Here is a 13384-nt window from a genome sequence, read left to right as displayed (position 1 = left end):
CGCGCGACCGGACGCCCGTCAAGGGCATGACGCGCCCGCCGGACCGGCCGGGCGAGAACAGCAGAAGCACACGCACGCTGGGAACGGAACTGTGAACCACGGCCCCGCCGCACAGGGCCCCGCCGCACAGGGCCCCGAAGATCCGGGGGCCGACGGACTCGCCACCGGCGACCGACCCGTCACCGGCGACCGACCCGTCACCGACGAGGGGTCCGCCACCGACGAGGGGTCCGCCACCGACGAGGCCGTCCTGCGCGCGATGATGCAGCGGGCGGTCGGCGAGATGGAGCCGAGCGACGGCACCCTGGAGCACCTGCGGCGCGCGGTGCCCGCCCGGCGTGCCCGCAAGCGCCAGGCGGTCGTCGGCGTCGCGGCCGCCGCCCTCTTCCTCGGCACGGCGGTCCCGGCCCTCGTGCACGTCTCCAACTCCGCAGGCCCGGGAGCCGACCCGTCCGTCGCGGGCAACGCCTCGCAGGCCCAGGGCGGCGCCTCCCAGGGCAAGGACCCGGCCGGCGGCCAGAGCGGCATCGCCGGTTCCGGGGACACCGCCAAGGGCAAGGACAAGGCCGACCCCAAGGAGACGCCCGGCGGCAAGGAGTCCGGCGCCGCGACGGGCTCGGCTCCCTCGGGCGTGCCCAGCGCCAGCAGCCCCGCCGACGTCCCCGCCTGCGGACCCGGGTCGCTCGGCCCGGCCGTCGCCAGCAGCGCGGCCCCCGACTCCACGGGCGTGGTCTACGGATCCTTCCGGGTCACCAACGTCTCCTCCGGCGGCTGTACCGTCACCGGGCCCGGCAGCGTGGTCACCGCCTCGCTGGGCGCGGCGGACGCCGGCCGGGTCGGCACCGCACGGCACGCCGCCGGGGACGCCGCGGCCGGACTGCCCGACCCGTCGCTGGAGGCCGCCTCGCTGACCCTGGCGCCGGGCGCCGCGTACGAGGTGCAGTTCGCCTGGGTGCCCTCCGAGACCTGTCCCACCACCGGCGGCACCGACGGGGGCAGCACCGGCGGGCCCTCGCCCGACCCCTCGCCCACCGGGGACACGACCGCCGCGGGCGGTGCCTCCGCCGGTGGCGGCGGCGGTGGCAGCGGTGGCGAGGCCGGGCCCACGGCCCAGCTGATCACCGAGGACGGTCCGGCCGAGGGAAGCGTGTCGGTCACCTACTCCCCGCAGGGCGGTTCCGGCTCGGCGACGGCCACGGTGTCCAACGCGTGCGTGGGGACCGTGTACTGGACGGGGCTGCTGGCGGACTCCGGCGCGGGGGCGTAGCCCCGGGGCGGGCAGCCCGGCACAGCCCCGGGGCGGGGAGCCCGCGGTCAGGAGACGAGCCCGGCCCTCGCGCCCTTGCTCGCCGCGTCCCCTGCGTCTTCCGCGTCCGCTGCGTTCTCGGCCTTCTCCGCGTCCCCTGCGTCCCCTGTGTCGTCCGCGTCCCCTGTGTCCTCCGCGTCCCGCGTGACCAGGCCCAGCTCGGCGTCGCGGGCGAGTTCGGCCTCGCGACGCAGCAGGCGGAACCACATGAAGATCACGAAGCCGACGAAGGCGAACCACTCGCCGGTGTAGCCGAGGTTCTGGAAGGCCTTCAGGTCGAGCCCCGTGTTCTGCGGCGCGCTGACCGGCACGGCCCGCATCCCGGAGTCGCCGTCGTTCAGCGTGACCCACGCGTCGTACACGTCGTACGGCACCAGGTTCAGCAGCGTCGCCGCGCTGATCGCGCCGGTCTGCCCGGCGGGCCAGCCGGAACGGCCGCTGACGCCGTTGCCGCCGGGGGACTCGGCGGCCTGGAGCGCGCCGGTGACGGTGACCTCGCCGGTGGGCGGGGCCGGGGCCTTCGCCGGGTCGGGTTCGCCGGGCAGCCAGCCCCGCACGACCGGCAGGGCCTCGCCGCCGTCGGTGCGCAGGAGGGTGAGGACGTAGAAGCCCTCCCGGTCGTCCAGCTTCCGCTCCGGGACCAGGAGCTGATCGTCGTACCGGCCGGTCACGGTGGTCTGCTCGCCGACCGTCGCCTTGTCCACGGGCAGCAGCTCGGCCAGCGGGCGCGCCGCTTCCCGGCGGGTGGACTCGTGCTCGGTGGTGGCGGTCTCGTGGTCCTGCACCCGGTCCTCGAACCGGCCGAGCTGCCAGGAACCCATGAAGATGCAGAAGGGGATGGCCAGGACGACGAAGACGTTGATCCCCCACCATCGGGGCGTCAGCAGAAACCGGTACACGCCCTCCACGGTACGGTGCGCGCCCCGGGGACCCCGCCGCGGGGCTGTGGAAAACGAGGGGCGGGACGGGGGAGCGGCGCACGGACGGTGGAGGTTGTCCACAGGCTGGGGATCTCTTCTGCGCGTTGTCGCCCGGTCGGGGCAGTATGGGGCCATGACTGAGAGCAACGGGTCCGTTCCGCCGGACATGGATGCCGCCGTGGATGCGGCCGTGGACGTGGACATGGACATGGACGGGCGGGCCGCGGACGGGCGGCAGCCGCGGGACGAGCGGGCGCCGGACTGGGAGAAGCGGTTCCGGGCGCCGAGGGTGTCGCTGCCCGACTGGGCCGAGGACGCCCCGGACCGCTCCCTGTTCGTGTCGAACGCGACGGGGACGTACGAGCTGTACGCCTGGGACCGGTCGAGCGGCGAGCAGCGCCAGGTCACCGACCGGCCCAACGGCACGACCGACGGGGTGCTCGCGCCCGACGGCGAGTGGATCTGGTGGTTCGACGACAAGGACGGCGACGAGTTCGGCGTCTGGCGCCGTCAGCCCTTCGCGGGCGGCGCGGACGAGGAGGCCGTGCCGGGCCTCGACCCCTCCTACCCGGCGGGCCTCGCCCTCGGCCGGGACGGCCGCACGGCGGTGATCGGCCGCTCCACGGACGAGGACGGTACGACCATCCACCTCGCGCGCCGGGACGGCGGCGCCCCGGTGGAGATCTACCGGCACCGCGAGTCCGCGGGCGTCGGCGACCTCTCCCACGACGGCTCCCTGATCGCCATCGAGCACACCGAGCACGGCGACGCCATGCACTCGGCGCTGCGCGTCCTGCGCCCCGACGGCGGCACGGTCGCCGAGCTGGACGACACCGAGGGCGGTGAGCGGGAGCTGGGCCTGGAGGTCCTGGGCTTCGCGCCGGTCGACGGCGACACCCGGCTGCTCATCGGCCACCAGCGCCGGGGCCGCTGGGAGCCCCTGGTGTGGGACGTGGCGACCGGGGAGCAGACCGACCTCGCGCTGGAGCTGCCGGGCGACGTGAGCGCGGAGTGGTACCCGGACGGGTCCGCCCTGCTGATCGTGCACGGCTTCGAGGCCCGCAGCGAGCTGTTCCGCTACGACTTCGCCGAGCGCGGCCTGACCGAGATCGACACCCCGGCCGGCACCGTCTCCGGGGCCACGGCCCGCCCGGACGGCAGCGTGGAGTACCTGTGGTCCTCGGCCGCCGAGCCGTCGGCCGTCCGCTCCACCACCGGCCGCGTCGTCCTCGACCCGCCCGGCCTGAAGTCGCCCCGCTCGGTCCCGGTGGAGGACGTGTGGGTGGAGGGGCCGGGAGGCCGCATCCACGCCCTGGTCCAGAAGCCGGCCGGGGCGGCCGGTCCGCTCCCGACGGTCTTCGACATCCACGGCGGCCCGACCTGGCACGACAGCGACTCCTTCGCCGCGGGCCCGGCCGCCTGGGTCGACCACGGGTACGCGGTGGTCCGGGTCAACTACCGGGGCTCCACCGGGTACGGCCGCGCCTGGACCGACGCCCTCAAGCACCGGGTGGGCCTCATCGAGCTGGAGGACATCGCGGCGGTGCGGGAATGGGCGGTCACCTCGGGCCTCGCCGACCCCGAGCGCCTGATCCTCACCGGCGGCTCCTGGGGCGGGTACCTCACCCTCCTCGGCATCGGCACCCAGCCCGAGGCCTGGACGCTGGGCATCGCGGCCGTGCCGGTCGGCGACTACGTCACCGCGTACCACGACGAGATGGAGGGACTGAAGGCCCTCGACCGCACCCTGCTGGGCGGCACCCCCGAGGAGGTCCCCGAGCGCTTCGAGGCGTCCTCCCCGCTGACCTACGTTGACCAGGTCAAGGCCCCGGTGTACATCTCGGCGGGCGTCAACGACCCGCGCTGCCCGATCCGCCAGGTCGAGAACTACGTCGAGCGCCTGGAGGCCAGGGGCGCCGTCCACGAGGTCTACCGCTACGACGCGGGCCACGGTTCCCTGGTCGTCGACGAACGCATCAAGCAGGTGCGCCTGGAACTGGACTTCGCGAGCAGAAACCTCCCGAAGCCGTAGCACCTCCCCGACCCGGCCCCCTCCTCGCCCAACCGAGCCGGCTTCCGGGGCGGCTTGTCGGCCGACCGAGTGGGGCTTCGGGGCCGGCTTGTTGGCCGACCGAGTGGGGGCTTCGGGGGCGGCTTGTTGGCCGACCGAGTCGCGCTCCCGGGCCGGGCTCTTGGCCGGCTTCTCGGCCGACCGAGTCGGGTGGTGGGTGGGCATAGGCCGGGGGTCCAGGGGGCGGCGCCCCCTGGCGGGGTCGTAGGGGCGGCGCCCCTACACGTCCGCCGACCGCCGGGCCCGCCGCCCCAGCAACTCCGCCAGCCCCCTCCGCGTCGCCGCCAGCACCACCCGATCCGAGCCCCGCAGGACATACGTGTCGGGCAGCTCCCACACCAACCGCGACTCCCGCGCCCCCTCCCGCGCCCCCTCCGGCGCACCACCCTCGACCCGCTCACCCTCGGAGACCTCGAGCGCCAGCACCCGCCACGCCCCCGCCCGGAACGCCTCCCCGACCGTCTTCCCCTCCAACTGCGGATGCCCCGCCACCCGCACCGCCGCGAACAGCAGCACCCGCCGCTCCACGGGGATCGCCCCGAGGATCTGGCGGCCCATCATCGCCCCGGCGAAGGACGGCGCCGCCAGGTGCGTCACGCTCCGGCTCCGGGTGAGCGCGCGGGGGTGCGCTGCGCGCAGGGTCCGGTACACGGCGGTCGCGAAGTCGTCGTCGTACAGGCGCAGCACCACCCGCAGCCGCGACCGTACGGACCGGGCGTACAGCACCGCCTCCAGGTTGGTGGTGTCCACGCTGGTCAGCGCCAGCAACGAGTGCGCACGGTGGATCTTGGCGGCCTCCAGCACGCCCTCCTGCGTGACGTCCCCGAGCACCACCGGCACCCGCAGCCGTCGCGCCGTCGCCATGCCGCGCGCCTCGGGATCGGCCTCGACGCACACCACGGGGATGTCCATCTCCCGCAGCCGGGTCAGCACGCGCGTGCCGATCTTGCCGAGTCCCAGCAGGACGACATGCCCGCCGAGCCCGCGCGGCGGCTTGCGCAGTGCCGACGCGCTGCGGAAGGTCCCGAGCGCCTCCAGTACGGCCGCCAGCAGGACGGGCAGCAGCAGTAGTCCGACGAAGCCGGACAGCAGCTGGAGGATCTGCCGCCCGATGTCGGCGTTGTGCGCGGGCTCGTTGATGGAGAACAGGTCGAGCAGCGTCACGTACGTCGCGTGCAGCGGATGGTCTCCGGTGACCACCATCAGCGCCACGGCGAGCGCGACCACGCATGCCGCCAGACCGGCCAGCGACCACCGCAGCCGCCGAGAGAACAGCTCCCCGAAGGCGGGCACGCCGGCCCGCCCGGCGGGCAGCGGGGGCCCGGAGTACGACACCTGCTCCAGGACCACGGTCCCGCGTCCGGTGGCCGCCTCCACCGCCGCCGCGTCGGGCAGCAGCTGCGGACCGTTCTCGCCGCTGTCCTCCGAACCGTCCGCACCGGCCGGGTCGTTGCTCGTCGCCGACAGCAGCGCGAGCGTGCACAGCCCCGGGTCGGCCACCTCGCCGGGCCGGGGCGGATTGCGTTCCACGGCGCGCAGCAGCAGGCCGTCCGTCTCGACGACCTTGCTGGTGCCGACGAGAGCGGTGGCCGCCAGCGCGGGCGCGGCCGTGTCGGCGTCGGACAGCACCGTCGTGGAGCCGGACCCGGAGCCGGGACCGCCGCCGGAGGCCAACGCGGCGCTCTGGTCGAGGAGTTCCTCGATGTGCTGGCCCAGACGCCGGTTGTACAGGCGCAGGACCAGCCGCAGACGGGGGTTGAGCCGTCGCGCGGTCAGGGCGGCGCGGATGTTGGTCTCGTCGTCGTCGTACACCAGCGCCAGCGCGGTGGCCCGCTCGACTCCGGCGTCCGCGAGCACGTCCTCGGTCGGTTCGGTGGCCTCCAGTTCGCGGCCGGCGCCGCCCGGATCGCCGTTGCCCGTCCGGTTGACCGCCGCGGTGACCATGTCGCGCAGGGCCGCGGAGGCGGCGCGGGCCCGTCCGACCACCGGCTGACGCACCCGGCGGCCGGAGGGCGGGACGACGAGTGTGACCTGTTCGCGGTAGACACCGCGCAGTTCGGCGGCCAGCCGGTGGGCCAGCCCGTCGTCGCCGCACACCACCATGGGCGCGTACCCGTCGCCCTGCGGAACCTGGTTCGGAACGCTCCCCGTATGAGTCCCCATCAAGAGAAGGACGGTACAGGTACCACCCGCGGTTCCTGGAGCCCCGGTGCGGGCCGAGGGCGGCATTAAAGACGCGTAAAGATTGCCGGAACACGGCAATGACCTGCGGACGCGCCATGTGTGAACCTTCATGTCACCGAAGCTCAGCGACGGGCGGGAGGGGGACGGCACGCATGGCCTGGTTTCTCGGGCTGGGTATCACGGGGGTCGTGCTGCTCGCCCTGTCGCTGGTCTTCGACGGAGTGCTGGAAGGCGCGTTCGGGGGAGCGCTGGACGGCCTCCTGGAGGGGTGGCTGTCGCTGCCGGTCGTCGCCGGGTTCACGGCGATGACCGGCTTCGCCGGCGCCATCGCCCTCGGCACCGGATGGACCGGTCCCGCGGGCGCCGCCGGGGTCGGCGCGGTCGCCGGAGTGGGGGCCGGCTGGCTGACGTACCGCTTCAGCCGCGCCCTCATGCGCGACCAGACGGCCGTCACGCCCCGTACCGACGACCTCCTCGGCACGTCCGGCAAGGTCGTGACCGCCATCCCGGCGGACGGCTACGGCGAGGTCCTGCTCCGGCTGGCCGGCCAGCCGCTGAAGTGTGCGGCGCGCAGCGCGGTGCCGGTGGCGCGGGGCGCCGAGGTGTGGGTCGAGGCGGTGCCGACGGGGACGTCGGTCGTGGTCCGCCCGGTGGACCGCTGACCGCCTTCCCCCGGGCCCCTGCTGAGGACCCTGCCCTAGTTCTTGTTCTTGCTTTTCTTCCTGCTTTTCCCGTTCGTCCGTACCTCTCTGTGATTCGGGGGCGTTGCCATGAGTCCTGTTGTCATCGCGGTGCTGGGGGTCGTCGTACTCCTGGTGCTGCTCGCGCTGGTGGTGGTCAGCCGGTACAAGGTGGCCGGTCCGAGCCAGGCGTTCATCGTCACGGGGCGGCGCGGCAAGAAGTCCACCGATCCGGAGACGGGCCGCGTCTTCACCGACAACAGCGGCCAGAAGGTCGTGGTCGGCGGCGGCGTATTCGTCGTCCCCTTCGTGCAGCAGCGGTTCACCCTCGACCTCTCCTCGCGGCACATCCCGGTCGCGGTGCGCGGCGCGGTGACGCTGCGCGGGGTGAAGGCCAACCTCGAAGGCGTCGCCATCGTCAAGGTCGGCGGCACCGAGGACGCGATCCGCGCCGCCGCGCAGCGGTTCCTGATGCAGCAGGACGGCATCGTCGGCTTCACCCAGGAGGTGCTGTCCGGCGCGTTGCGCGCGATCGTCGGCCGGATGTCCGTGGAGGACGTCATCCGGGACCGCGCCGCGTTCGCCGGCCAGGTCGCCGAGGAGGCGGAGGCGAGCCTGTCCGGGCAGGGTCTGGTGCTCGACGCCTTCCAGATCCAGGACATCACCACCGAGGGCTCCTACCTGGAGGACCTCGGCCGCCCCGAGGCGGCGCGGGCCAAGCAGGAGGCCGACATCGCCGAGGCGGTGGCCCGGCGCGCGGCCGAGCAGGCGCGGCTGAAGGCGGAGGAGGAGATCGCGGTCGCGCAGCGGACCCTCTACCTGAAGCAGGCCGAGATCAAGGCCGAGACCGACCAGGCCGCCGCCCGCGCCAACGCCGCGGGGCCGCTCGCCGAGGCCGCCCGCCAGCAGGACATCCTCGCCGAGCAGGAGAAGGTCGCCGAGCGGCAGGCCGCGCTGAAGGACCGCCAGCTCGACACCGAGGTCCGCAAGCCCGCCGACGCCAAGCGGTACGAGGCCGAGCAGGAGGCCGAGGGGCGCCGGGTGGCGCGGGTGAAGCAGGCGGAGGCCGAGCGCGCCGCCGAGATCGCGGGCGCCCAGGCCGAGGCCGAGCGGGCCCGGCTCACCGGTGAGGGCGAGAAGCAGCGGCGCAGCGCGCTGGCCGAGGCGGAGGCCGTCGAGGGCCTCAAGCAGGGTGAGGCCGAGCGGTCCCGGCGTGCGGCCATCGCCGAGGCCGTACGGCTGGAGGGTGAGGCGGAGGCCGCCGCGATCGGTGCCAAGGGCGCGGCCGAGGCCGAGGCGATGGAGAAGAAGGCCGACGCCTTCGAGCGGTACGGCGACGCGGCCGTGATCCAGATGCTGGTCGAGGCGCTGCCGCAGGTGGTCGCCAAGGCGTCCGAGCCGCTGTCGGCCGTGGACAAGATGACCGTCATCTCCACGGACGGCGCGAGCCGCCTGTCCCGCACGGTCGCCGACAACGTGGCCCAGGGTATGGAACTGCTCGGCTCCACCACGGGCGTCGACCTGGCCGCCCTGCTGAAGAACCTCACGGCGAAGGGCGCCGAGGAGCCGCAGCCCGGCCCCGGGACCGGCCCCGACCAGCGCAACGGCAAGGTCGAGATCACCGGCTGACCCGAGGCGGGGGCGAAGGGTCTGGCCCGCTCAGATCTCCTGGGCGGGCCAGCCCAGCAGCCGGGCGCCGATGACCGCGGTCTGCAACGTGTAGCGGTGCACCGGGTCGGAGGCGTCCGCCCCGGTCAGCTGGTGGATGCGGTCCAGCCGGTAGGTCAGCGCCCGCACGCTCAGCGTCAGCCGCCGGGCGGCCTCGGCCGCGGTGCAGCCGGCGTCGAAGTACACCTCCAGGGTCCGCAGCAGCGGCTCGGCGCCGCCGCGGGCCTCGCGCAGCGGCCCCAGCACGCTCAGCACCAGGTCGGCCATCGCCTGCCGGTCGCGGGCGAGGACCGGGTAGACCAGCATGTCGGCGGCGCGCACCACCGGCTCCTCGATGCCCAGCCGGTCGGCGAGTTCGAGGGTGCTGAGCGCCTCCTCGTAGCTGTGCACCACCCCGCCCGCGCCGCTCTGCGGGCGCCCGATGGCGACCCTGTTGCCGTCCGTGGCGGCGTACGCCTGCTTGGCGAAGAAGGACAGGACGTCGTCCTGGTCGCCGGGCGCGATACAGATCAACTGCCCGTTCTTGGTGGTGATCAGCACCCGCCGGTCGCCGAAGCGGGAGATGAGTGCCGTCTCCACGATCCGGGTGACCGGGGCGGTGTCGTCGTACGCCTCCGGCCCCTCGGCCACCGCGACGGCATGGGCGTGGGAGAGGACGAGTCCGAAGCGCTCGGCCCGTTCCGCGAGGCGGCCGAGATCGCTGCGCCCGTAGAGCAGGTCGTCGATGAACTCCCGCCGTGCGGCCTCCTCCTGGCGTACGGCGAGCCGCTGCGCGCGTTCGTAGCCCTCCGCGAAGGCGTCCACGGCCTGGGCGACGGCGGCGAGGACGGTGCCGGTGGCGTCCGCGCCGGAGCCCGTCGACGCGCCGCCCGGCCAGGACGTGCGCGTGGCGTCCAGGTGCAGCCGTACGAGACTGCGCAGACTGTGTCCGGCCTCCGCGGCCTGCTCACCGAAGAGCCGCCGCTCCTCCAGCTCGTCGCGGGTCAGCCGGCGCCCGGTGTCGGCGACCCCGGCCAGGATCTCGGCGTACCCGGTCAGGTACGTCTCCCGCTGGTCCGTCGGCCCTTGGTCCGTCCGCCGCTGGTCCGTCCGTCCCTGGTCCGTCGGCCGCTGGTCCGTCTGCAGGTCCGTCACCCCGCGCCTCCCCTGCCGTTCACGCCCGGTGCGCGGTGTCCGGCAACGTGAGGGTAGTCAACACTGCCGGAAACCGGCAACGCGCGGGGAGGGCGCAGAAGCTACCCTCCGCCGCCGGTCCGGTCGTGTCCGTTCCAGGGCCGGGCCTGTCCGCTCGCGCGGTGCCGCCCTGGCCACTACGGCCGCTGATACGGCTGCTGCTGCCCCGACGGCCCGTACGCCTGACCGCCGGTCTCCTGCGCCTGGAGCTGCTCCGCCTGTTCCCTGGTCACCTGCTGCTCGGCGCCGCAGAACGTGCACTGGGTCGTGTACTTCGTGGAGAAGGGGAACAGCGGCACGAAGAACAGCGTGAACTTTGTGACGCGCTTCCTGAGCGTGTGCGCGGCGGGATTGCCGCACTGGCCGCACACCAGCGTCAGTATCGCGAGCTGGTAGAGGTATCCCTTGGTGCCGAAGATGATCACGAGCTGGGTCCTTCCCGGTCGGCCCCCTGCGAACGCGCAGGACACCTCGATCCTCTCGCAGATCCCGGGCCCCTACAGGTCACAGATTCCGGGCCCCTACAGGCCGCACGCCTACAGGTCGCACGCTGCCCCTTTTGGGTGCCGCCCCGGATGGCCACGACGGGCCCGTGCGGGCGACTCTGGAGCCCACTCCCCTTACCCGGCCGCTCCGTCCCGGTGTGATCGATCGTGATGCCCCACCCCGCAAGGAGAGCACATGGCCCGCCCCGCTGACCGCGTCGCCCGCCCAGGGCTCCGCGTCGGGAGGAGGACCCCATGCCCGTACCCGAAGACCGCAGGCTCACCGAGATCGAGTCCCGGCTGCACCGCGAGGACCCACAGTTCGCCAGGGCCTTCGCCGACGGTCGCCCCCGCCGCCCGCGCGAGTACCGGTACCACCGGGCCTGGCTGCTGCTCGCTGCCGCCCTGGGCGCGCTGGCCACCGGCATGTTCCTGGCCCACGGCCTGCTCATCGCCGCCGGGCTGGTCTTCGCCGGGGTCGCCGGTGAACTCTTCGACCCGCACCGGCGCGAGCGCGGCACCCGGAGCCCGCCGCCCGGGACCTGACCCCGGCGGACGGGGCCCGACCGTGGGCGGGACTGTCCGGGGGACCGCGACCGCGTACGGGACTGTGCATGGGACTGTGCTTGGGAAGAGGACCTCGACCGTGTCCGCGACCGCCCGTGGCCCGGAGCCTGCCCGATGACCCTGTCCGAGCTGTACGTGATGCTGCTGATCGGCGGCACGGTGCTGCTGGCCAGCATCGCCGCCGCCCGCGCCGCGCACCGCGTCGGGCTGCCGAGCCTGCTGCTGTTCCTGTGCGTCGGCCTCGTCGCCGGCGAGGACGGTCTCGGCCTGCGGTTCGACGACGCCCAGCTGGCCCAGGCACTGGGCGCCGCCGCCCTCGCGCTCATCCTCGTCGAGGGCGGTCTGACCACCCGCTGGCGCGACGTACGGCGCCTGCTCGCCCCCGCCGGCGTGCTCGCCACGGTGGGCGTGGCGATCTCCGTGGTGGTGACCGCGGCGGGCGCGCACTGGCTGCTGGGGATCGACTGGCGGCTGGCCCTGCTGATCGGCGCGATCGTCTCCTCCACCGACGCCGCCGCCGTCTTCGCGGTACTGCGCGCCCTGCCGCTGCCGCGCAAGGTGAGCGTGCTGGTGGAGGCCGAGTCCGGCTTCAACGACGCGCCCACCATCATCCTGGTCCTGCTCTTCTCCACCACCGCCGAGCTGCCGGGACCGCTCCCCGTCGTGGGCAACCTCCTCTTCCAGCTCGTGGTCGGCGGCGTCCTCGGCGTGGCCGTCGGGTGGCTGGGCGTCGCGGCACTGCGGCACATCGCCCTGCCCGCGACCGGGCTGTACCCGCTGGCCACGGTCGGTTTCGGTGTCATCGCCTTCGCCGCGGCCGGAGCGCTGGGCGCCAGCGGCATCATCGCCGCCTACCTCTCCGGCCTCGTCCTCGGCAACGCCAAGCTGCCGCACCGCGCGGCCACCCGCTCCTTCGCCGAGGGCGTCGGCTGGCTGGCCCAGATCGGGCTGTTCGTCATGCTCGGCCTGCTCGTCGACCCGTCCGAACTGCCCGGCGCCGTCCTCCCGGCCCTCGTCGTCGGCCTGGTCCTGCTCCTGCTCGCCCGGCCCGTCTCGGTGCTGCTGTGCCTGCTGCCGTTCCGGGTGCCCTGGCGCGAGCAGGTCTTCATCTCCTGGGCCGGTCTGCGCGGCGCGGTCCCCATCGTGCTCACGACCTTCCCGGTCGTGGCCGGGGTGACCGGTGCGCGCGACGCCCTGAACATCGTGTTCGTCCTCGTCGTCCTGTTCACCCTGCTCCAGGGGCCGACGCTGCCCGCCGTCGCCCGGTGGACGAGGGTGACCCGTCCGGACGCGCTGCGCGAGATCCAGGTCGAGACCGCGCCGCTCGACCTGCTGGACGCCGACCTGCTCACCGTGTCCGTCCCGCCGGGTTCGCGCCTGCACGGCGTCACCGTCTTCGAGCTGCGGCTGCCGCACCCGACGGTCGTCACCCTGGTCGTCCGCGGCGACACCAGCCTCGTACCCGACCGCGACACCGTGCTGCGCGCCGGTGACGAACTGCTGCTCATCACCACGCCCCGGGTCCGGGAGGCGGCGGAACGCCGACTGCGGGCCATCGGCCGCCGCGGCAGACTGGCCCGCTGGCTGGGCGAGCACGGCGCCCCGGAGTCGGAGCACGCCGACGCGTGAGGGTTTGCGGGCATGAGGATGTGAGGGTTCGCGGGCGTGAGGGTCCGCGGGCGTGAGGACATGAGCGCGTGAGTGCGGGCGGCGCGGTTCTCTCCACCCTCAGGTCCCGGTCACCGCGTACCGCCCTCCTTGTCCGGCATGACGACGAGACTGATGAGATGGCGGACGCGGCCGTCGTCCGGTCTGTGCTCGGTGCGCCGGGCGACCACGGCCTCCAGCTCCTCGACGAGCCCGGTGAACTCCTCGTCGGTCAGCCAGACCGCGCCCTGCCGGTAGAGGACGCCTTCACGGACGGGCTCGGTGTCGTCGCGGCTGAGGTAGCGGTCGAAGTCGGCCATGAGGGCACCGGTGAAGACGGTGAAGGCCTGCCGGTGGTCGTCCTTGGTCATGGCGGCCCGCGCGTCCTCGTCGACGAGGGCCTCGTCCTGGCGGACCCGGTAGCTGCGCTCGACGGTGCCGCGGACGCGTTTCTCGTGGCTGACCTCCAGGACACCGGCCTCGGTGAGCGTGGCCATGTGCCGGTACATGGAGGCGGGTGAGACGTCGGGGAGCCGTTCGCGCAGCTGGGCGGTGGTCAGCTCACCGGCGCCGACCAGGGTCTGCAGGATGCGCATGCGGACGGGGTGGAGGAGGAGATTCGAGGTAGCCATGAGACTCATGTTCTCACATCTGATAACGTTCTCGTAGTTGAGAGCGATCGA

Annotated in this window: 11 protein-coding genes; 6 read left to right on the top strand and 5 right to left on the bottom strand. The window is 73.9% G+C overall.

Translation table 11 applies throughout. The features are described 5' to 3' along the window. The first annotated feature begins 91 nt into the window (after positions 1 to 91). Positions 92 to 1267, top strand: coding sequence for a hypothetical protein (locus tag B9W62_RS18040; RefSeq protein ID WP_256976472.1), 1176 nt, complete (start codon positions 92 to 94; stop codon positions 1265 to 1267). 47 nt (positions 1268 to 1314) lie between these two features. Here B9W62_RS18040 and B9W62_RS18035 read toward each other — a convergent pair whose 3' ends face one another. Then, entirely contained in the window at positions 1315 to 2205 is an 891-nt protein-coding gene (locus B9W62_RS18035) for an SURF1 family protein (RefSeq protein WP_179235542.1), read from the bottom strand. Positions 2206 to 2428: 223 nt separating this feature from the next. On the opposite strand from B9W62_RS18035, the gene B9W62_RS18030 reads away from it, so the two are divergent. Beyond that, positions 2429 to 4258: a S9 family peptidase gene (locus tag B9W62_RS18030; protein ID WP_373433740.1), complete on the top strand. Its 1830-nt coding sequence runs from the start codon at positions 2429 to 2431 to the stop codon at positions 4256 to 4258. Between the two features lie 258 nt (positions 4259 to 4516). Here the strand turns inward: B9W62_RS18030 and B9W62_RS18025 are convergent, their stop codons facing one another. After that, positions 4517 to 6400: an NAD-binding protein gene (locus B9W62_RS18025; RefSeq protein ID WP_087808101.1), complete on the bottom strand. Its 1884-nt coding sequence runs from the start codon at positions 6398 to 6400 to the stop codon at positions 4517 to 4519. A 233-nt stretch (positions 6401 to 6633) separates the two neighbouring features. Between B9W62_RS18025 and B9W62_RS18020 the strand changes: the two genes are divergently transcribed. After that, positions 6634 to 7143 (top strand): hypothetical protein, encoded by a 510-nt coding sequence (locus B9W62_RS18020; protein WP_087808100.1) that lies wholly within the window; start codon positions 6634 to 6636, stop codon positions 7141 to 7143. Between the two features lie 108 nt (positions 7144 to 7251). Then, entirely contained in the window at positions 7252 to 8790 is a 1539-nt protein-coding gene (locus B9W62_RS18015) for an SPFH domain-containing protein (protein WP_256976471.1), read from the top strand. A 30-nt stretch (positions 8791 to 8820) separates the two neighbouring features. Here the strand turns inward: B9W62_RS18015 and B9W62_RS18010 are convergent, their stop codons facing one another. Then, on the bottom strand, positions 8821 to 9867 hold the full coding sequence (locus tag B9W62_RS18010) for a PucR family transcriptional regulator (RefSeq protein ID WP_087811967.1): 1047 nt from the start codon (positions 9865 to 9867) through the stop codon (positions 8821 to 8823). A 272-nt stretch (positions 9868 to 10139) separates the two neighbouring features. Beyond that, the gene (locus B9W62_RS18005; RefSeq protein WP_087808098.1) at positions 10140 to 10427 is read right to left on the bottom strand and encodes a zinc-ribbon domain-containing protein; all 288 of its coding nucleotides are present in this window, start codon (positions 10425 to 10427) and stop codon (positions 10140 to 10142) included. A gap of 315 nt (positions 10428 to 10742) precedes the next feature. Here B9W62_RS18005 and B9W62_RS18000 point away from each other — a divergent pair, with 315 nt between their 5' ends. Both B9W62_RS18000 and B9W62_RS17995 read left to right on the top strand, forming a co-directional pair. Further along, entirely contained in the window at positions 10743 to 11033 is a 291-nt protein-coding gene (locus tag B9W62_RS18000; RefSeq protein WP_087808097.1) for a DUF3040 domain-containing protein, read from the top strand. 135 nt (positions 11034 to 11168) lie between these two features. Continuing rightward, complete coding sequence (locus tag B9W62_RS17995; RefSeq protein ID WP_087808096.1) at positions 11169 to 12683, top strand: potassium/proton antiporter; 1515 nt, start codon at positions 11169 to 11171, stop codon at positions 12681 to 12683. A 110-nt stretch (positions 12684 to 12793) separates the two neighbouring features. On the opposite strand, the gene B9W62_RS17990 is transcribed toward B9W62_RS17995, so the two are convergent. After that, positions 12794 to 13333, bottom strand: coding sequence for a helix-turn-helix domain-containing protein (locus B9W62_RS17990; RefSeq protein ID WP_087808095.1), 540 nt, complete (start codon positions 13331 to 13333; stop codon positions 12794 to 12796). Positions 13334 to 13384: the final 51 nt, after the last annotated feature.

The sequence above is a fragment of the Streptomyces sp. CS113 genome (assembly GCF_002188365.1).
Lineage (GTDB): Bacteria > Actinomycetota > Actinomycetes > Streptomycetales > Streptomycetaceae > Streptomyces > Streptomyces tendae.
Note: the sequence above shows the minus strand (reverse complement) of the source record. Positions and strands in the feature narration are given on the sequence as shown.